This window comes from Bradyrhizobium sp. USDA 4538 (genome assembly GCF_024171045.1).
Taxonomy (GTDB): Bacteria; Pseudomonadota; Alphaproteobacteria; order Rhizobiales; family Xanthobacteraceae; genus Bradyrhizobium; species Bradyrhizobium australafricanum.
In genome coordinates this window covers 6,753,727-6,773,238 of sequence record NZ_JALJZE010000001.1, presented here as the reverse complement: position 1 = coordinate 6,773,238, position 19,512 = coordinate 6,753,727, and the positions used below count along the sequence as shown (strand labels likewise).

Here is a 19,512-nt window from a genome sequence, read left to right as displayed (position 1 = left end):
GCGTCAGGCAAGCCCCCGAAGATTGCTGAACGGTTTCCGTTTGTGCGTTCGCGCAGCGAAGTTGGGGCATTCTCATGAAATTGAAGACGTTCGTTTCCGTTACGACGGCGATGTCGCTTGTCGCATCGCTGGTGTGGACTGCAACTCCGGTGCGCGCCGGTCAAGACGGCGATAATGGTGATCGCGGCGTTGGCGATGCTCGCGGTCATGATCAGGATCAAGACCAGGATCATGACGGCGGTCATCACGGCCGCAAGCCGCGCGTGGTGATGATCTCGCTTGACGGTGCCAAGCCCGATTTCATCCAGAAATTCATCGAGGAAGGCGTACTGCCGCGCGACGGCGGCCTCGCCCGGCTCAGCCGACGCGGCGCAGTGGCGTTGCAGAACGTGACGGCGTCACCGTCGCTCACCGCGGTGTCGCATATCGCGATCGCGACCGGTTCGACGGCGGTCCACAACGACATCCCCTCGAACACGTTCGAGCCGATCGTCGGGCCGATCTCCGGCAGCATCAGCGGCTTTGCGGCGCCGATCGGCGGCTACAGCGAGAATCCGCTCGGGCCGTCGCCGCACCCGACCGCGGTGCCGTTGTGGGTGCAGCTGCGCCAGCAGGGCAAGAAGGTTGTCACGGCGACCTGGCCCGGCGGCGACGGCGCCGACATCTCCATCAACAAGACCGTGGTGCAGCCGGCCCAGCCGACCCGCATCACCGACTTCACGGTCCCGTTCGGCGCGTTCGGCGGCATCGGGGCCCAGGGCTTCTCGCTGTCGCGAGGCGACTTCACGGCCGACCCGAGCATCGTGACGGCGCTGCAGGCTGCCGGCCATTTCTCGTTCAGCCCGGTGCTGGTGACCTCGGCACCGATCGAGACGTTCTCCTGCTCGGCCGCGGCAACCGCGACCTGCACCAATGCCTCGACGCTCGATGTCAAATATTCGATCCGCGTCGCCGCGATCGACACCACCAACGATCGCAAGGTGAACTACGACACGCTGGTGTTCTTCGACGCCAACCGCGGCATCACCGCAGGACCGTTCCACGCGCCGTCGACCGGACCGGCCTATGTCAAGTTCGGCGGCGAGAACGCACCGTTCTTCTTTGAAGGCAGCGGGGCGAAGGTTGGTGCCGCGTACTTCGTCTCTGCGCTGTCTCCCGATCTCTCGGTGGTGCGCTTCGCCCGCTACGGCGCCAATTACATCCCGCGCAATACGCCTGTGCTCGCCGACGTCGACGACATCAACAACAACATCGGGTTCTGGCGTCCGCAGGCCGACTTCCGCATTCCGGAGCGCCTGAGCCCCGGCTTCACCAGCTTCTCCGACGTCGAGATCGAGACGATGTTCGAGGACATGGTGAAGACCTTCGTGCGCTACCAGGCCAATATCGGCGAGCGCGCGATCAAGACCCATCCGGACGCCGACCTCGTTATGGTCTATATCGAGCAGCCCGACGGCTCCGAGCACCAGTTCCTGCTGACCGATCCCCGCCAGGGCACCAACCCGACCGATCCGAATTCGATCGGCGCCAACCAGGATGCTGCCAAGGTCAAGCGCTACGCGTCCTACATCCGTTTCGCCTACCAGACGGCCGACAAGGCGGTGAAGCAGATCGCCGATGCGGCGGGCCGCGACAGCAACGTGATCGTGGTGTCGGACCACGGCTTCGCGCCGTTCCACACCTCGGTCAATCTCACCAACATCCTGCGCAACGCCGGGATCGACACCAGCAAGGTCGGGATCCGCACCTCCGGCCCCGCCGCCGACATCTACATCAACCTGCAGAACCGCGAGCTCGGCGGCACCGTTGATCTGGCGACCTACCGCACCCTGGTGGCGCAGATCACTGACGCGGTGAAGAACGCGGTCGACCCCAATGCCCGCTTCAACTACTCACTCAAGGACCAGCGCATCTTCACCGTCGTCGAGACCCGGCCGCTGCAATGCGACGCCGGAACCGGACAATGCATCAGCAAGACCATCGGCCAGGACTATGGCGACGTATTCGCGCTGATGGCGCCCGGCTACAATTTCGACGGCATCCAGAACCCCGGCGTCGCGCGCCAGGGCGACGCGCCGTTCAACGCGGCAACCACCATGCTGTCGATGCCGAACTTCTATGGCGCCCACGGTCACGACCCCGAGCTTCCGGTGATGAGCGCGACGTTCATCGCCGCGGGCCCGCAGATCCGCAAGGACACCGTGGTGCGGCACATGCGCAATATCGACGTGGCGCCGACCATCATGCGGATCCTCAGTTCGGCACCGCAGCAGGTCGACGGCGAGGTGCTGGGCCAGGTCCTGCGCTAGAGCATGGTCCGGCATTTCAGGCACAGCTCACGCGATGGACGCCGGAGCGGCGTCCATCGCTGATTCGTTCTCGCCAATCCTGCGCCACTGGCGTTCACCGAACGGAAGTGTCAAAATCAAATTTATTCGCCGTTATTTGAAATGACGCCGTGGTGAACCCCTGCCACCCTCCCGGCAGGCCCGAACCAGGGACGACATGTTCACCCGGCTGCACCAGCAGTGACAACCAATTGGGATCAAGTCATGAGCGCGGCAACACCGGAACATATTATGCAGATTGGTCTGGGCTTTTGGGCGTCCAAAACGCTCTTGAGCGCCGTCGAACTGGGCGTGTTCAGTACGTTGGCCGATGGCCCCGCTGACCTGCCGACGCTGCAAAGGACGCTTGCGTTGCATCAGCGATCGGCCCGCGACTTCCTCGATTCGCTGGTGGCGCTTAGATTGCTTGAGCGCGAGAACGGCATCTACAGCAACACCCCGGACACGGACCTGTATCTCGATCGCGCCAAGCCATCCTACATCGGAGGCATTCTGGAGATGGCGAATGCCCGGCTCTATGGCTTTTGGGGATCGCTCACGGAAGCCCTGCGCAGCGGCGAATTGCAGAACGAGGGCAAGGGCGGAGGAGAAGACTTATTTGCGGCATTGTATGCCGATCCGGATCGGTTGCGGGGATTTCTGACCGCGATGAGCGCAATAAGCGCGGGTGCGGCGCATGCTATTGCCGGCAAGTTCCCTTGGAGCGAGTACAAGACTTTCATGGATCTCGGTTCGGCTCAGGGCATGGTGCCTGCCACGCTCGCACACGACCATCCGCACCTCACCGGCATCGGCTTCGACCTTCCCGCGGTCAAGCCGGTGTTCGAGGAATTTATCGCTCAGCGCGGGCTGGAGGATCGGGTGCGGTTTCGGGGAGGAAACTTCTTCGAGGACCCGCTGCCGGAGGTTGACGTCATCATCATGGGTCACATCCTTCATGATTGGGACCTTGCCAAGAAACGGGCGCTTCTCGGCAAGGCATTCGATGCGCTTCCGAAAGGTGGCGCAATCATTGTTTATGACGCCATCATCGATGACGATCGCCGCGAAAACGCTTTCGGGCTTCTGATGAGCTTGAATATGCTGATCGAAACCGCCGGTGGGTTTGACTACACAGGCGAAGACTGTCAGGCTTGGATGCGCGACGTCGGATTTTCCCGAACGCGGGTCGAACCGCTCGTTGGCCCGGATTCGATGGTGATCGGATTTAAGTAGCGTATCCGCGTGGTCTACCGATCAGTCCGCTTTCCGGACGCCGCTGCCGACGCCGTAAGCGCCTCGAAATTATGCTGCCAATACTGCTCGATCTGCTCGACCAGCGTGGCCGGCAGGGGAACGTAGTTGAGCAATTGAGCCTGCGGCTTGCCGCTCTGCAATGACCAGCGCAGGAAGTCGATCGCGGTTGCCGACCCGTCGGGCGATTTCGGCTGCTTGTGCATCAGGACGAAGGTCGTGGCCGTGATCGGGTATGCGTCCTCGCCGGGAGCGTTGGTGAGGACCTGGTAAAAATCCTGCGTCGTCGTCCAGTCCGCACTCGACGCCGCAGCCTGGAACGATGCGGCGTCCGGAGTGACGAAATTGCCGGCACTGTTCTGCACCAGACCGAAGGAAATCCGGTCAAGCCGTTGCAGCGCGTAGGCATATTCGAGATAGCCGATCGCCCCGGGAATCAAACTGACGAGCGAGGCGACGCCATCATTACCCTTGCCGCCGAGCCCTACCGGCCACTCGACCGACGAGCCCTCTCCGACGCTTGCCTTCCACTGCGCACTGACCTTCGCAAGATAGTTCGACCAATTGAACGTCGTCCCCGACCCATCGAGGCGATGCACGACGGTGATCGCCGTGCGCGGCAGCTTCAGATCGGGATTGACCGCCTGGATGGCCGGATCGTTCCACGATTTGACCTTGCCGAGATAGATGTCGGCGAGCAGCTGTCCGGTGAACTGGATCTGGCCGGGCTTGACGCCCGCGATGTTGACCACCGGCACGACGCCTCCGATCACGATCGGGAATTGCACCATGCCGAGCCTGTCCAGCTCTTTCGGATCGAGCGGCATATCGCTCGTCCCGAAATCGACGGCGGCCTTCTTGATCAGGCCGACGCCGATGCTCGAGCCCACCGATTGATAGCTGACCGTGTTGCCGGTCTTGGCCTTGTAGGCATCGATCCATTTCGCCATCACAGGCGACACGAAGGTTGAGCCCGCGCCCTTGGTCTCCGCAGCAAAGCATTGCGTTGCGACGACGAGTGCAGTGAAAATGATCGGTAATTTGAAATGCTTCGTCATGCTGTTGAGCCTAGCAGGACGAGCCAGACGCCCGTGTGGGCCAAGTCACAAAACGGTAGCATACGCCGGAGGCGTCGGATTGGCACCCGGACGACGCCAGCCTCAGTCCCACAGACGCAGCCCGCCAATTCCTCCAAGCGGGATATCGGCGTAAATTCAATACCCTAGCCTTGCATCGCGCCGCCGCGCTAGATTGCTGCTTCGCGCGCCAATGCGCGAAGGGAGCCAAATCAAGGTGCCGAAGAGCACAGCGAAAACGGGCGGCGTGACGGCTCCCGAGAAAGTGCCCACCTCGCCCACGCCAGCGCCGGGCGCGCGCGGCTGGCGCGACTATGCGCTGCTGCTGGCGCTCGCCTGCTGCTGGAGCTCTACCTATCCATTGACCAAGATCGGGCTCGGCTCGATCCCGCCGGTGACCTTCATTTCCGCGCGCTCGCTGGTGGCCGCCGCCTTCCTGCTCATCGTGCTGCGCATTCGCGGCATCCGCATCCCGACCGACCTCAAGGCCTGGAAGCTGTTCGCCTTCCAGCAGACCATCAACTCCACGATCCCGTTTTTGGTGATCACCTGGGCGCAGCTTTACGTGCCGGCATCCAACACCGTGGTGCTGGCCTCGACGACGCCGATCTTCGCCTTCCTCATCACCTGGGCGATCACGCGACACGAGCCGGCCTCTCTGCTCAAGCTGGTCGGCGCGATCCTCGGCCTCGCCGGCACGGTCGCGATCATCGGCCTCGACGCACTCTCAGGCTTCGGCAAGGAGATCTTCGCCGAGATCGCGATCCTGCTCGCCACCGTCTCGTTCGCCTGCGCCACGATCTTCGGGCTTCGGCTGTCGGACTATGATCCGATGGTCGTGGCGGCCGGCTCGCTGTTGTTCGGCGGCACCGTGCTGCTGCCGGTCGCCCTGATCGTCGACCATCCCTGGACCCTGCACCCGACGCCGCAGGCGCTGGTCGCCACCGTCGTGATGGGCATCTTCTCCAGCGCGTTCGGCCTGATGCTGTTCTACATGTGCCTGACGCGGCTCGGCACGCTGACGACGAATGCGCAAGGTTATCTTCGCATTCCGATCGGCGTCGCGCTGTCGGTGATCCTGCTCGGGGAATCCGTGCCGTCGAATCTCGCGCTCGGCCTCGTGCTGGTCATGGCCGGCGTCGCCGCGATGACGGTGCCGGGCGAAGCAGTCAAACGGTGGCTGCGCAGGCTTTAGCTGCTGCTCATCGAATCTGACAGACCCGCTATTTGCGGTCGCCTATCTCGCTTCACAGCGCGCTTTGCGACTCCTCTTCGGCGCGCTTCGCACGCTCCGATCTCGCCTGCTTTTCCTCCGCCGAAAGCACCTCCTCGATGACCTTCGTCTCTTGTGCGGGTCCATCGTAGGCATCAGCGAATCCGGCGAGCGGCACGGTCAAGCTGATCGGCGAATTGGCCTTATCGAAGGCTTCCAGAGTGAGCGCATGCGCTTGCTTGAGCTGGTCGACCATTTCCGGTCCGGCGTCGTAGTCAGCCGTGCAACCGTAGGCAAAGCAGCCCGCGTAGGGCCGCTCAATCGCTTGTCCCTGATCGATAATGATCCGAACACCACGTTCGACTATCACCCGGGTCGGCAAGAAAACGCGCAACGTCTTCCTGGAATCTCCGGTGCGCGCGATCAGCGCGGCTGCCACGACTGCCCCGCAGTCTATGTTCTCTATCTTCGATCGCCCCTCTCGCCCGACAATGCAGGTGTCGGCTATGCAGAACTTCGTCCAGGGGGGATAAGTCAACGTAGCCTGTTCGCCGGCTACTGGGCCGGCAACCAGCCAAGCAAGCGCCATGCCGGCGCAGCAACGCAAGATCACACGGCGCATGGCCGCTTTCCCCGATCAGACCTGAACTCAGGCTCGTCGCGGACTGTGTCCGCATCAGGGCGTTGCACGCCGCAGAAATGCTACTTCTTGTCGTCCTTCGCAACGTCGCGGGTCACGAGTTGCTGCAGCACCTCGGCGCGCGAGTTCATTGGCGTCGGGTACGACCGTCGACAGGTCGACGAATCGCTTCTTCACCGCTTCGCTCGCACTCGGGCGCAGCCATGCGGGCGACGATGCTGGATCCCGGCTTATTGCACGCTGACCAGCGTGAGGTCGACGAACCACGATTGGGGCGACACAAAACCCTTCACCTTCGGACTCATCGCGCGAGGGTTCAGATCGTGGACAATATAGAGCCAGGGCGGATCGTCGACGAGGCGCTCATGCGCCTTGCGGTAAGCCGCCGAGATCACTTTCGGATCGGTCGCTTCCGAAATCGTCTTGAGTGCGGCTTCGAACTCGTCGTCCTTCCATTGCTCGAAATTGAAACCGTTCGGTGAAAAATTGGCGGCCAGGAAATAGCGCGCCATCACGCCGGCGTCCGACGAAGGCGAGCTGATATTGAGCGCCATGGCGCCGCGCAAAGTTGGGCTGTCGGGCGTGGCCCGGGCCGCCGTCAGAAGCACCTGCCACTCGATGACGTCGAATTCCACATCGACCCCGCAGGCTTCCTTCAGGTTCTGCTACAGGAATTCGTTCATCGGCAGGGGCAGCATCTGCCCCGAGCCTGAATTCGAGATCAGCACCTTGAACGCCAATGGCTTCGCCGACGTGTAACCCGCCTCGGCAAGCAGCGCCTTGCCCTTGGTCGGATCGAACTTGTAGTGATTGACCGGCGCGCCGAAATCGGGATCGCTGGCCTTGAGCCAGCCGACCGACGGCTCTGCGGTCCCGTTGAGCAGGGACACCAGCCCGTCCCGATCGATGCAGTAGTTCAGGGCCTGGCGAACCCTGACGTCCTTGAACGGGCTGTTGGCGGCGCCGATGTTGTAGAACCACGGCCAGACATGCGGATAGGAGCCGGTGGTAATGGTGAAGCCGGCGGATTTCAGCGAGTCGACGCCATCGGCCGGCGGCACTTCGATCCAGTCGACCTGGCCGGCACGCAAGGCGGCCAGCCGCGAATTGGCCTCGGGGATCGGCAGCAACACGACATTGTCGACCTTCGCTGTCTTGCTCGTGTCCCAATACTTGTCCCAACGCGCCAGATCTGCCTCTTGCCGCGGCACAATCCTGGTGATGCGGAACGGCCCGGTGCCGGCAGCCGGCAACGTCGCGACCTTGGCCCAGTCGCGGCCGGCCTTTTCGAATGAGGCGGGCGAGGTGAACAGAAGATAGACCGCCATATAGGGAAAATAGGATGCCGGCTTCGTCGTCGAGATCGCCACCGTTGCGTCATCGATCTTCCGGTAACTGCCCATCACCGGGACCCGCGCCCGCGACATCGCCGAACTCGGCGGCTCAAATTGCGGGCTCTCGCTGTTGAAGTAGCGATCGAGATTCCAGATCACGGCATCGACATTGAAATCGGTACCATCGTGGAATTTGACGTCCTGGCGCAGATGGAAAATCCAGGTCTTGTTGTCGACGGGGTCCTGTTCCCATTTCTCCGCGAGTCCGGGACGCAAAGTCGCCAAGCGGTCGGTTCCGCTCAGATTCCACAGCACCAAACCTTCAAAGATCGGATAACCGAGAAAGCGCATGCCTTCGAAGCCGTTATTCGGCAGCCCGGTGGCCGTCGGGATATCGGACGCCGTCATGGCGATGCGCAACGTGGTCTCGGCCATCGCCCAATGCGACCACAGCAGCGCGCATAGGAACGCAATCGTGCAGTGAGCCTTGCGAATGAGCATGATGCGCTCCCGTCCTGATCGATCGGGAGATCACCAGCAAATTTCAGGCCAGTCTGGCGAGCGGCTGACGCAAGGCTCGCCGCCTCGGCGACCGCGTCGAGGGCAGAGCCAACGCAGCGACGATGACCCTCTACTTCTTATCGTCCGCCAGCAGCGTGCGGTATTTCGCGACGTCGCGGGTCACGAGCTGCTGCAGCGCCTCGGGCGCGAGCTCATTGGCGTCGGGGGCGACGGTCGACAGGTCGGCGAAGCGCTTCTTCACCGCCTCGCTCGCAACCGCGGTGCGCGCGGCGGCGTTGAGCTTGGCGATGATCTCGGGCGGTGTGCCCTTCGGCGCGAACAGGCCGTTCCAGCCCTGCGCCTCGAACTCGGGCAGTCCGGCCTCGGCCGAGGTCGGCAGTTCCGGCAGCGAGGCCAGCCGCACGGTCGAGCCAACGACGACCGCTTTCACCAGCTTGTCGTCGATCGCCTGCGACACCGAGGCCGCGGCATCGCAGACGCCGTCGATCTGGCTGCCGATCGCGTCCGTCAGCGCAAGCGCTGCGCCGCGATAGCCGACCAGCTGCACGTCGATGCCGGCGGCATGAACAAAGCTCTTGCAGATCAGGTAATTCGAGGAGCCCACGCCGGCATGGCCGAGATTGACCTTGCCCGGATTGTTCCTGGCGTAGTCGATGAATTCCTTGAGGTCCTTGGCCGGAAAATCCTTGCGCAGCGCGACGATGCCGAAGGTCTTGGCGACCACGGCGATCGGCGCGAAGGAGTCAGGCATAAACGGCAGCTTCGGATAGATCGTGTAGGTCGCGGCGTTGGTGCCGGCATTGCCGATCGCGATGGTGTAGCCGTCCGGCTCGGCGCGCGCGGCGCGGGCGAGCGCGGTCGAGCCGCCGGCGCCGCCGACATTCTCGATGATGATGCTCTGGCCGAGCGCAGCGCTCATCTGGTCGGCGACCGCGCGGGCGATCACGTCGGAGGTGCCGCCGGCCGTGAACGGCACGATCATCGTGATCGGACGCTTCGGGAAGTCCTGGGCGTAGGCCGACGTCGCAAGCACAAGCGCCGCAGCCGCGGCAACGCACCACCGCCGCAGCATTTTATTCTGACGCGTTTTCTTCACGCGAACCGGTCCCCACTTCGCTCGAAAACGCTATGGTGATTACGCCGCCTTTTCGAACTGCTGGACCAGGCCTGCGAACAGGCCGCGGCCGTCGGTGCAGCCCATGATCTCTTCGACGTGGTTTTCGGGATGCGGCATCATGCCGAGCACGTTGCCGCGCTCATTGACGATGCCGGCGATCGAATGCGCGGCGCCGTTCAGATTGGAGGCCTCGTCGACCACGCCCTCCGGCGAGCAGTAGCGGTACAGCACCCGCCCGTCGCCTTCGAGCCGCTTCAGCGTCTCTTCGTCCGCCTCGTAATTGCCTTCGCCGTGAGCCACCGGCACGCGGATCACCTGGCCGGCATTGTAGCCGCGGGTGAACGGCGTGTCGGAACGCTCGACGCGCATATGCACGTCGCGGCAGATGAACTTCAGCCCGGCATTGCGCATCAGCACGCCCGGTAGCAGCCCCGACTCGCAGAGGATCTGGAAGCCATTGCAGACGCCGAGCACGAGCCCGCCCTTGGCGGCGAAGTCGCGCACCGCGTCCATCACCGGCGCGCGCGCTGCGATCGCGCCGCAGCGCAGGTAATCGCCATAGGAGAAGCCGCCGGGCACCACCACGAGGTCCGTGCCTTTGGGCAGCGCGGTCTCGGCGTGCCAGACCATCGCGGTCTCATTGCCGGATGCGAGCTTGAGCGCGCGCGCCATGTCGCGCTCGCGGTTGATGCCGGGGAAGACGAGGACGGCTGATTTCATGGAGTTGGTACTTCGTTCAATTCGAGACGTGTCTCTATGCGGTCAAGACGCCCTTCGTGGCGAACCAGCGTCGCGTGAATACCGGAAATCTCCTGGAACACGCCGGTAATTTCCTGGCGGATACCATTCTGAGACGTTCGCGATGCCTGCATTTCCTGCTTCAACTCATCGATCTTGCCGTCGACCTGAGCCAAACGCGCCTGGACCGATTTCATCACTTCGAACATCAGCTCCATCGTCACGTCGGCCATTTGCTCGCCCCTTACGCCTTCAGTTCGATGGCATAATTCTCGATCACGGTATTCGCCAACAACTTGTCGGCGGCGGCCTTCAGCGCCGCTTCCGCCTTGGCCTTGTCGGTCGCGGCGAGCTCGATGTCGAACACCTTGCCCTGGCGAACGCTGGCGACGCCGTCGACGCCGAGCGATTTCAGCGCACCCTCGATCGCCTTGCCCTGCGGATCGAGGATGCCCGACTTCAATGTCACAGTCACACGTGCCTTCACGGTCGTCCCTTCACCTTAGCTCTTCACCAGCACCGGGCCGCTACCGGCCGGCCGCTCGTTTTCAATCAGAATGCCGAGCCGCTTGGCGACCTCGGTGTAGGCCTCGAGCAGGCCACCCAGATCCCTGCGGAAACGGTCCTTGTCGAGCTTCTCGTTCGACTTGATGTCCCACAGCCGGCAGGAGTCCGGCGAGATCTCGTCGGCGACGATGATCCGCATCATCTCGTTCTCGAACAGCCGTCCGCACTCCATCTTGAAGTCGACGAGGCGGATGCCGATGCCGAGGAAGAGGCCGGTCAGGAAGTCGTTGACGCGGATGGCCAGCGCCATGATGTCGTCGATCTCCTGGGGCGTCGCCCAGCCGAAGGCGGTGATGTGCTCTTCCGACACCATGGGGTCGTTGAGCTGGTCGTTCTTGTAATAGAACTCGATGATCGAGCGCGGCAGCTGGGTGCCCTCCTCGATCCCGAGCCGCTGCGACAGCGAGCCGGCGGCGACGTTCCGCACCACCACCTCGAGCGGCACGATCTCGACCTCGCGAATCAGCTGCTCGCGCATGTTGAGGCGGCGGATGAAGTGGGTCGGCACCCCGATGTCGTTGAGGTGCTGAAACAGGTACTCCGAAATCCGGTTGTTGAGGACGCCCTTGCCCTCGATCACCTGGTGTTTCTTGGCGTTGAACGCGGTCGCGTCGTCCTTGAAGTGCTGGATCAGGGTTCCCGGCTCGGGGCCTTCGTAAAGCACCTTGGCCTTGCCTTCATAAATACGGCGTCGACGGCTCATTGGGATGTACCGTGTTTTGTTGAAATCCATGGATTTGGGTGCTCCGGATGACTTGGGGTTACGACCCACGACGGAGCTGCCGCGGAGGCCTGGAACCTGGGCAATCCAACTGGAAACAGAACAAGAACCATGCCTGTTGGCAACCTATCCGATTGGCCCATCCAGCACAATCGATAGTGCCCCCTTGAGGGCACTTATACCGCCCTATCATAAAGAGCCGATTCCGCCAGTTTTGCCTGCGGCTTAACGGCTCGTTGTCTTGCCGATTCCTCCCACCTATCTAGGCAGGCATCGGGGTTGCCGCAACGCGCGGCGGCCCTCATTCAGCAAGGGAATTGGAACTTCAGCCATGAGCGAATTCAACAAACGCGAGGAAGGTTTCGAGAAGAAGTTCGCCCTCGACGAGGAGCAGAAGTTCAAGGCTGAAGCCCGCCGGAACAAGCTGCTTGGCCTGTGGGCCGCCGAGAAGCTCGGCATCACGGGCGATGCCGCCAGCGCCTATGCCAAGGAAGTGGTCGCCGCCGACTTCGAGGAAGCCGGCGACAACGACGTGCTGCACAAGGTTCTGAAGGACCTCTCCGCCAAGGACCAGGCCGTCACCGAGCGCGATATCCGCGCCAAGATGGACGAGCTGCTGGCGGTGGCCGCGGCCCAGGTCAAGGCGGGAAGCTGAGTTCCCGGTACACCCTACCAAGTCGACTTTTACGCGCGCCGGACACCGTTCCGGCGCGACGTATTTGTGCCCCTCGCCTTGGTGAAGTCGGCACGGAGGATGTCGAACAGACGGCGTGAGGCGGCGCTAAGGAAGCCGCCATGCCGCGTCACGGCGACGACCTCGTGACTTGCGGCGAGATCGCCGACGCGGATCGTCGCGATCCTCGAGCTACCCAATTCCTCCGCCGCATTGCTTTGTGACAGCAGCGCGATCCCGAGCCCGGCCTCGACCAGCCGCTTCTGCGCCGTCAGGCTGTCGACCGGCGTCCAGGCGACCTCGCCGAGCCCGTGCGTCAGGAACAGGGCGAAGACGTGCGAGGCGGTGATTTCGCGGCGTCCCGGCACCTCCGGGAAGGCGATCCAGCGCTCATCCCTGAGATCGGCAAGCTTGCCGACCCGGCGTCCCGCCAGCGGATGGTCCGGCGCGCAGACCACCCCGAGCGGCTCGGCAAACAGCACCTCGCAATCGAGGTCGCGCGAGCGGTCGCGGTCGTAACGCAACCCGATCGTCGCCTCGCCGCGCCGGATCAGGTCGCTGACCTCGGCGCTGGTCGCGGTGCGCAGCGTCAGCGCAACGTCCGGGTGCCGGCGGGCAAAGCGCTTCAATACGTTCGAGAGCCGCTCGCCGGCGAGGGTACCGGTCACCGCCAGCGCCACCGGGCCGGAATTGTCGCGCAGCAGCGCGCGCACCGCGTTCTCGGCATCCTGCGCCGCCGCCACCGCCCGTTCGGCATAGGGCACCATCACCCGCCCGGCATCGCTCAGCCGCGTCTTGCCCGCGATCCGCTCGAACAGGGGCACCCCGAGCTCCTGCTCGAGCAGCGCTATGCGCCGCGAAATCGCCGGCTGCGAGCGGTGCAGCGCCTTGGCGGCATGCGAGATCCCGCCGCGCCGATGCACCACCAGGAACGTGTTGAGCGCGTCGCTGTCCATCGCTCTCCCATGCAAAAAGCTGATGATATCGAGAGAAATAACAAATTTGTCTGATGGGCGAAACCGCCCTATCGCTGCTTTCAGTCGCTTTTGACAACAGCAGGAGTTCACATGCGCACCCAGGCGGACAAGGCAGCACGGTTTCGCGAGCTGCATCAGCGGCCCGGCACCTTCATCATTCCAAATCCGTGGGACGCCGGAACGGCGAAGCTGCTCGCATCCATGGGCTTCGAGGCGCTCGCAACCACCAGCCTCGGGCTCGCCAATACGCTCGGCCGTTCGACGGTCAGCCTCGATGAGATCATCGAGAATTGCCGGGTGATCGCCGAGGCCACCGACCTGCCCGTCAATGCCGATCTGGAAAAATGCGGCGCCGACATGCCGAAGCTCGCGGCCGAGGCGATCCGCTTCGCCGCCGAGGCCGGCGCGGTCGGCGGCTCGATCGAGGACTCGACCGGCGACCCGCAGCGCCCGATCTACGATTTCACGCTCGCCGTGGAGCGGGTCCAGGCCGCGGTCGAGGCCGCACGGGCGCTGCCCTTCCCGTTCACGCTGACGGCGCGGGCGGAAAACTTCCTGCACGGCCGCAAGGACCTCGACGACACCATCAAGCGGCTACAGGCGTTCGAGGCCGCCGGCGCCGACGTGCTGTATTCGCCGGGCCTCTACGATCTCGCCACCATCAAGACCGTGGTGTCATCGATCAACAAGCCGTTCAACCTCGTGATGGGCTTTGCCGATCCGACCCTGACCGTCGAGCAACTCGCCGCCGTCGGCGTCAAGCGCATCAGCGTCGGCGGCGCGATGCAGCGCCACGCGCTGGCTGCGTTCCTGCGCTGTGCCCGCGAGATGAAGGACAACGGCGCATTCAGCTTCGTCCGCGACATGGCGCCGGTGAAGGAGGTCCGCGCGGCATTCGCCGCAGCGAAGGGCGAATAGGGCGCAGCGAATAGCTAATCGGAAAGCATCCATTCGCTATTCGCGCTTCTCTCATCTCCTCGAAATCCGTCTTCCGACAAGTCGCCACTCACGTCGCGGCGTGCCTTGCGCGGCCTCGATTCTCAGTCTGCGCACGACATATATGGTCTCCTCCTCCAGGGTGAGTGAACAGCTTCACACAACCGTCGGTGAATCGGACGTAGAACACGACGGGCGCAGGCGTACGATCAGTTCATTCCAATCGATCCTGCGCACGTCGATCCAATCTACACCGCTGATCAGAGGCGGCGTCTCGTCGCCATGGGGGATTTCCAAAATGAAGAGCTGGTTGTTTTCCCTGCACAAGGGCGTTGGAAACAGTCCGCAATTTTTTACGAACGTCTTCAACGGCGAGGCCTGGAGCGGCGATGTCCCGATGCCGGGGAACACCTGGATCAGCAACACGCCGGCAGCCGTCGTCTTCAACACCAACCTGTATGTGTTCTATCCGATCAACCAGTCCCTCTATTACAGAGTCTATGACGGCGAGCTGTGGACGGCGGCAGCCCAGGTGCCCAACATGGCCGGCGTCGGCGGCGGAGTGGCGGCCGCCGTGTATGACGGCCTGATCTATCTGCTGTACTCGAATCCCGGCCAGTCCGACCTGATGTACAAGACCTACGACGGCACCAGCTTCGGACCCGAGATCAACACATCCGGAACCAACCATCTCATCTCCGTCGCCTACCAGAACGTCGACACCCCGGCCGCGGTCGTGCGCGGCGACACGCTCTACGTGTTCGGCCGCGGGCCCGGCTATAGCGAACCCGGCAACATGAACCGCTTCTGGTACGCGACCTTCGACCGCAGCACCTGGCGAAGCAATCCGGTTGCCGGCACGGAAGGCCTCAGCAACGGTCCGGGCGCGGCTTCCTACAAGGACTGGATCTACCTGTTCTTCAACGACCCCACGGGCCTCTTCTTCTTCAAGCGGTTCGACGGCATTGGCAGCTGGGGAGCCGACCGCCAGGTCCCCGACACGCCGGGCAATTTCGGCAATGCCGCGCCGGTCGTGTTCAACGACACATTGTACGTCCTGCACCAGGGACCCGACGGCCAGTTCCTGTACAAGACCACTGACGGCGAGGACAACTGGACCAGCGACACGGCCGTGCCGAACACGGCCGGCCTGAGCCGCGGACCCGCCGCAGTGACCTTCTCGCTCTGACGCGGGGCGAAGCATGCCTGCGCCGCCCCGGATTGCCCGAGGCGGCGCCTTCCTGAATCTGGTATGCTGGCGCCAGCACCGCAAGCCCGGCCGAGCGTTACCAGACCTGACGATTCATCGCAGGTCGCGGCTTGCAGCCAGCCTCAGGCAATGCCAAGAGAGCGGGATGTCCCAAGATCACATTTCCAACGTCCTCGCCGAACGTTACGCTTCGCCCGCCATGCGCGCCATCTGGAGCGGCGAAGGCAAGGTCCGCCTCGAACGCGACTACTGGATCGCCGTGCTGAAGGCCCAGCGCGATCTCGGCATCGCGGTGCCGGATGGCGTGATCGAAAGCTACGAGCGCGTCAAGGACCAGATCAACCTGGCCTCCATCATGAAGCGGGAGCGCGTCACCCGCCACGACGTCAAGGCGCGCATCGAGGAGTTCTGCGAGCTCGCCGGTCACGAGCACCTGCACAAGGGCATGACCAGCCGCGACCTCACCGAGAACGTCGAGCAATTGCAGGTCTACCGCGCGCTGCAGCTCATCGAGACCAAGAGCATCGCCGCACTCATCCGCTTTGCCACGCGCGCGAAGCAATTGCGCGACATCCCGTTCACCGCGCGCACCCATAACGTGGCCGCGCAGGTCACGACGCTCGGCAAGCGCATCGCCATGTCCGGCGAGGAGATGCTGCTGGCGCATCAGAGCCTGGTCAATGTGCTGCAGACCTATCCCGCCCGCGGCCTGAAGGGCGCGGTCGGCACCCGTCTCGATCAGATCACCCTGTTCAACGGAGATGCCGGCAAGGCGCGCGCGCTCGAGCAGCGCGTCCTCGTTCACCTCGGCCTGCCGAAGGCCCTCGATGCCGTCGGCCAGGTCTATCCGCGCAGCCTCGACTTCCGTGCGGTCAGCGTGCTCACCGAGCTCGCCAGCGGGCCCGGCAATTTCGCCAAGACCATCCGCCTGATGGCAGGCCACGAACTCGCCAGCGAAGGTTTTGCCAAGGGCCAGGTCGGCTCCTCCGCGATGCCGCACAAGATGAACAGCCGCTCCTGCGAGCGCATCAACGGCCTGCATGTGATCCTGAAGGGCTATCTCGCGATGGCCGCAGGCCTTGCCGGCGATCAGTGGAACGAAGGCGACGTCTCCTGCTCGGTCGTCCGCCGCGTCATGCTGCCCGATGCCTTCCTCGCCATGGATGGCCTGCTCGAAACCTTGCTCACGGTGCTTGACCAGATGGAGGTGTTCGAAGCCGTGGTCGAGACCGAGCTCAACCGCTATCTGCCCTTCCTGCTGACCACCACGGTGATGATGGAAGCGGTGAAGAAGGGCGCGGGCCGCGAAGGCGCCCACGAGGCGATCAAGGAGCATGCCGTCGCGGCCATCGGCGACCTGCGCACCGGCAAGATCGTGCAGAACGATCTGCTGCAGCGCCTCGCCGCCGACAAGCGTCTTGGCTTGAGCGCAGCCGAGTTGCAGCACGTGCTCGAACAGGGTCGCGCCAACTCCGGCGACGCCGGCGCCCAGGTCGATTTCTTCGCCGAGCAGGTCGAGGCTTTGGCCAAGGCCAAGCCTGAGGCGGCTCGCTACAACCCGGGCACGATCCTGTAGCGATTGGTGAGGTGCGAGTAGCGAATGGGCAGGAATCCATTCGCTACTCGCCATTCGCCCCCTCGCCTTACTCTTCCTTGAAGCCGTATTCAGGCACGTTGCCGCTGGCGCCGTAATATTTGTACGGCAGGAACTTGCCGCTCATGGTGATCTTGACGCGGTCGCCCTTCGGATTGGCGACGCGCTCCAGCGCCATGTCGAAGTCGATCGCCGACATGATGCCGTCGCCGAATTCTTCTTCGATCAGCGCCTTCCAGGCCGGGCCGTTGACCATCACCATCTCGTAGAAGCGGTAGATCAGCGGATCGGTCGGCGGCATCGGCGTGCCGGTGCCGCGCATCGGCACCTCGTTGAGCATCGCGATCTCGGCCTTCGACAGCCCGAACAATTCGCCGGCATTCGCCGCCTGCGGCTTTGTCAATTTCATCTGGCCGAGGATCGCGCCCGTGATCAGCACGTCGGAATAGCCGCCGATCTTCTCGCAGATGTATTTCCAGCTCCAGCCCTTCTCGCGCTTGATGTCGAGCAGCTTCTCGGTGAGGTCTTCGCGTTTCATCAGGTTTCCTCCTTGGGCTTCAGCGCGCAGCGCTCTGCGCGGGATTGGGTTCGACGGCGCGTGGCGGCGAGACGATCACGGGCTCGCCGACGCCGGGCCGCACCGTCGGCACGCGGCGCGGATCGTGACCGGTCACCTCGGCGGCAAAGCTCTTGCTGCGGCTGACCAGGAAATCGACGATATGGTTGCGCAGCGCATAGTAATAGGGATGGCGGTGCAGGTCGATGCGGCCGCGCTCTTTCGGCAGCGGGTTCTCGACGATCTCGGCCAGCACGGCGCCGGGACCGTTGGTCATCAGGAAGATCTTGTCGGCGAGAAAGATCGCCTCATCGACGTCATGGGTGATCATGAAGGTGGTCTGCCCGGTCTCCAGGCAGATCCGCCGCACCTCATCCTGAAGCGTGCCGCGGGTCAGCGCGTCCAGCGCCGAGAACGGCTCGTCCATCAGCATGATCTTCGGGGTGATCGACAGCGCCCGCGCGATGCCGACGCGCTGTTTCATGCCGCCGGAGAGTTCGGACGGATGCTTTTGCTCCGAGCCGGTGAGCCCGACGAGATCGATGAACTTCTGCGCATGCGCCTTCACCCGCGCACGGTCCCATTTGCGCCATTTCGAGCCGACGGCATAAGCGACATTGCCCGATACGGTGCGCCACGGCAGTAGCGCATGGCTTTGGAAGATCACGGCGCGGTCGAGGCTGGTGCCCTCGATCCCCTGCCCGTCGACGATCACCGTGCCCTCGCTCGGTTCGTCGAGGCCGGCGAGGATGTTCAGCACGGTGGTCTTGCCGCAGCCGGAATGGCCGATCACGCAGCCGAACTCGCCGCGCGCCATCGACAGCCAGAAATTCTCGAACACCGTGGTGGTCCCGCCGCCGGCGCCGGGATAGCGCCGCGCAATGCCCTCGATCGAGATGAACTTGTCGGTCATCCGCGGTAGCTCCACGAATGGACTGCGCTCCCTCGCCCCGCTCTTCGCGGGGAGAGGGTTGGGGTGAGGGGCTTCCTCCGCGAGCACGGCGGCAGATAGACCCGCGGAAACTCCCCCTCACCCGATCGCTTTGCGATCGACCTCTCCCCGCAGGCGGGGCGAGGTGAAGGGGCTGCAATGCGGCTGTCGGTCATCGCTACTCCGGAAACGTTACCATGCGCGTGAATCGCGCCAGCACCTGGTCGAGCAGCATGCCGACAAGGCCGATCAAGAGGATCGCGATGATCACGTTGGTGATCGACAGGTTATTCCACTCGTTCCAGACGAAGTAGCCGATGCCGGTACCACCGACGAGCATCTCGGCGGCGACGATCACGAGCCAGGCGATCCCGATCGAGATCCGCATGCCCGTCAGGATCGTCGGCGCCGCCGCCGGCAGGATCACCGTGAAGGCGCGCCTGACGGTGCCGACCTCGAGCGTGCGCGCAACGTTGATCCACTCCTTGCGCACACCGGCGACCCCGAACGCGGTGTTGAGCAGCATCGGCCAGACCGAGCAGATGAAAATGACAAAGATCGCCGAGATCGAGGAATCCTTGATCGTGTAGAGCGCGAGCGGCATCCAGGCCAGCGGCGAGATCGGCTTCAGCACCTGGATGAAGGGATCGAGCGCCCTGCTGATCAGCGGCGACATGCCGATCATGAAGCCGAGCGGAATCGCGACGACGACCGCGATCAGATAGCCGAGCCCGACGCGCCCGATCGAATAGGCGAGCTGGATGCCGAGCCCCTTGTCGTTCGGGCCATTGTCGTAGAACGGCCGCTTCAGATGCTCCCACAGCTTGGCACCGACATCGAGCGGCCCGGGCATCGCCGACTTGCCCTGCGTCGCGGTCAGCCCCATCAGCCTGGCGTATTCGGGGCTCATCGCCGCCGTCGTGCCGCTGCTGCGGGTGGCGAGGTGCCAGGCGCCGAGGAAGCCGGCAAGCAGCGCGATCGAGACGATGGCGGCGCGGAGACGGAGGGAGAAGGTCACGCGCACTCCCTCCCCGCGTCGTCCCTGCGAAAGCAGGAACCCATAACCACCGGCCCCAATTGTTGCGCTAAGTGTCTCCCCGCGCGCCTAACCGAGAGAGCACGGCGT

The 19,512-nt window shown here is 63.7% G+C and carries 20 protein-coding genes; 7 read left to right on the top strand and 13 right to left on the bottom strand.

All coding sequences use genetic code 11. From position 1 onward, the window contains the following. Positions 1 to 74 precede the first annotated feature (74 nt). The gene (locus J2R78_RS30790; protein ID WP_253607943.1) at positions 75 to 2,309 is read left to right on the top strand and encodes an alkaline phosphatase family protein; all 2,235 of its coding nucleotides are present in this window, start codon (positions 75 to 77) and stop codon (positions 2,307 to 2,309) included. Between the two features lie 243 nt (positions 2,310 to 2,552). Next, the gene (locus tag J2R78_RS30785) at positions 2,553 to 3,563 is read left to right on the top strand and encodes a methyltransferase (RefSeq protein ID WP_057018393.1); all 1,011 of its coding nucleotides are present in this window, start codon (positions 2,553 to 2,555) and stop codon (positions 3,561 to 3,563) included. A 14-nt stretch (positions 3,564 to 3,577) separates the two neighbouring features. Here the strand turns inward: J2R78_RS30785 and pstS are convergent, their stop codons facing one another. Continuing rightward, positions 3,578 to 4,639 carry a phosphate ABC transporter substrate-binding protein PstS gene (gene pstS / locus J2R78_RS30780; RefSeq protein ID WP_253607942.1) on the bottom strand — a complete coding sequence of 354 codons (1,062 nt, stop codon included), beginning with the start codon at positions 4,637 to 4,639 and terminating at the stop codon, positions 3,578 to 3,580. 235 nt (positions 4,640 to 4,874) lie between these two features. On the opposite strand from pstS, the gene J2R78_RS30775 reads away from it, so the two are divergent. Continuing rightward, complete coding sequence (locus J2R78_RS30775) at positions 4,875 to 5,852, top strand: DMT family transporter (RefSeq protein WP_253607941.1); 978 nt, start codon at positions 4,875 to 4,877, stop codon at positions 5,850 to 5,852. A 52-nt stretch (positions 5,853 to 5,904) separates the two neighbouring features. Here the strand turns inward: J2R78_RS30775 and J2R78_RS30770 are convergent, their stop codons facing one another. The 8 genes from J2R78_RS30770 to purC all read right to left on the bottom strand — a co-directional run bounded on the left by J2R78_RS30770 (position 5,905) and on the right by purC (position 11,491). Then, entirely contained in the window at positions 5,905 to 6,492 is a 588-nt protein-coding gene (locus J2R78_RS30770; RefSeq protein ID WP_253607940.1) for an invasion associated locus B family protein, read from the bottom strand. 248 nt (positions 6,493 to 6,740) lie between these two features. After that, a complete protein-coding gene (locus tag J2R78_RS30765; RefSeq protein ID WP_253607939.1) occupies positions 6,741 to 7,145 on the bottom strand; it encodes a hypothetical protein in 405 nt (134 codons plus the stop codon). Positions 7,146 to 7,175: 30 nt separating this feature from the next. Beyond that, a complete protein-coding gene (locus tag J2R78_RS30760; RefSeq protein ID WP_253607938.1) occupies positions 7,176 to 8,345 on the bottom strand; it encodes an ABC transporter substrate-binding protein in 1,170 nt (389 codons plus the stop codon). A 130-nt stretch (positions 8,346 to 8,475) separates the two neighbouring features. Further along, complete coding sequence (locus J2R78_RS30755; protein ID WP_253609965.1) at positions 8,476 to 9,438, bottom strand: tripartite tricarboxylate transporter substrate-binding protein; 963 nt, start codon at positions 9,436 to 9,438, stop codon at positions 8,476 to 8,478. Positions 9,439 to 9,501: 63 nt separating this feature from the next. Further along, positions 9,502 to 10,203: a phosphoribosylformylglycinamidine synthase subunit PurQ gene (gene purQ / locus J2R78_RS30750; protein WP_057018388.1), complete on the bottom strand. Its 702-nt coding sequence runs from the start codon at positions 10,201 to 10,203 to the stop codon at positions 9,502 to 9,504. Continuing rightward, positions 10,200 to 10,454 carry a hypothetical protein gene (locus J2R78_RS30745; RefSeq protein WP_057018387.1) on the bottom strand — a complete coding sequence of 85 codons (255 nt, stop codon included), beginning with the start codon at positions 10,452 to 10,454 and terminating at the stop codon, positions 10,200 to 10,202. The genes purQ and J2R78_RS30745 overlap by 4 nt, the downstream gene beginning before the upstream one ends. Before the next feature lie 11 nt (positions 10,455 to 10,465). Continuing rightward, positions 10,466 to 10,708 (bottom strand): phosphoribosylformylglycinamidine synthase subunit PurS, encoded by a 243-nt coding sequence (gene purS, locus J2R78_RS30740; protein WP_057018386.1) that lies wholly within the window; start codon positions 10,706 to 10,708, stop codon positions 10,466 to 10,468. Between the two features lie 15 nt (positions 10,709 to 10,723). Then, positions 10,724 to 11,491 (bottom strand): phosphoribosylaminoimidazolesuccinocarboxamide synthase, encoded by a 768-nt coding sequence (gene purC, locus J2R78_RS30735; RefSeq protein ID WP_016843454.1) that lies wholly within the window; start codon positions 11,489 to 11,491, stop codon positions 10,724 to 10,726. 349 nt (positions 11,492 to 11,840) lie between these two features. Between purC and J2R78_RS30730 the strand changes: the two genes are divergently transcribed. After that, positions 11,841 to 12,164 (top strand): DUF1476 domain-containing protein, encoded by a 324-nt coding sequence (locus J2R78_RS30730; RefSeq protein ID WP_057018385.1) that lies wholly within the window; start codon positions 11,841 to 11,843, stop codon positions 12,162 to 12,164. 29 nt (positions 12,165 to 12,193) lie between these two features. Here J2R78_RS30730 and J2R78_RS30725 read toward each other — a convergent pair whose 3' ends face one another. Beyond that, positions 12,194 to 13,138, bottom strand: a complete 945-nt coding sequence (locus J2R78_RS30725) for a LysR family transcriptional regulator (protein WP_253589906.1) — start codon at positions 13,136 to 13,138, stop codon at positions 12,194 to 12,196. A 111-nt stretch (positions 13,139 to 13,249) separates the two neighbouring features. Here J2R78_RS30725 and J2R78_RS30720 point away from each other — a divergent pair, with 111 nt between their 5' ends. The 3 genes from J2R78_RS30720 to purB all read left to right on the top strand — a co-directional run bounded on the left by J2R78_RS30720 (position 13,250) and on the right by purB (position 16,881). Continuing rightward, the gene (locus J2R78_RS30720; protein ID WP_253607937.1) at positions 13,250 to 14,077 is read left to right on the top strand and encodes an oxaloacetate decarboxylase; all 828 of its coding nucleotides are present in this window, start codon (positions 13,250 to 13,252) and stop codon (positions 14,075 to 14,077) included. Positions 14,078 to 14,393: 316 nt separating this feature from the next. Then, positions 14,394 to 15,284, top strand: coding sequence for a hypothetical protein (locus tag J2R78_RS30715; RefSeq protein ID WP_253607936.1), 891 nt, complete (start codon positions 14,394 to 14,396; stop codon positions 15,282 to 15,284). 166 nt (positions 15,285 to 15,450) lie between these two features. Further along, on the top strand, positions 15,451 to 16,881 hold the full coding sequence (gene purB / locus J2R78_RS30710) for an adenylosuccinate lyase (RefSeq protein ID WP_253607935.1): 1,431 nt from the start codon (positions 15,451 to 15,453) through the stop codon (positions 16,879 to 16,881). A gap of 67 nt (positions 16,882 to 16,948) precedes the next feature. On the opposite strand, the gene cynS is transcribed toward purB, so the two are convergent. The 3 genes from cynS to ntrB form a co-directional block, all read right to left on the bottom strand. Further along, the gene (cynS, locus tag J2R78_RS30705; RefSeq protein ID WP_050387665.1) at positions 16,949 to 17,437 is read right to left on the bottom strand and encodes a cyanase; all 489 of its coding nucleotides are present in this window, start codon (positions 17,435 to 17,437) and stop codon (positions 16,949 to 16,951) included. 19 nt (positions 17,438 to 17,456) lie between these two features. After that, positions 17,457 to 18,368 carry an ABC transporter ATP-binding protein gene (locus J2R78_RS30700; RefSeq protein ID WP_253607934.1) on the bottom strand — a complete coding sequence of 304 codons (912 nt, stop codon included), beginning with the start codon at positions 18,366 to 18,368 and terminating at the stop codon, positions 17,457 to 17,459. Positions 18,369 to 18,564: 196 nt separating this feature from the next. Continuing rightward, positions 18,565 to 19,404: a nitrate ABC transporter permease gene (gene ntrB / locus J2R78_RS30695; RefSeq protein ID WP_253607933.1), complete on the bottom strand. Its 840-nt coding sequence runs from the start codon at positions 19,402 to 19,404 to the stop codon at positions 18,565 to 18,567. Between the last annotated feature and the right edge of the window lie 108 nt (positions 19,405 to 19,512).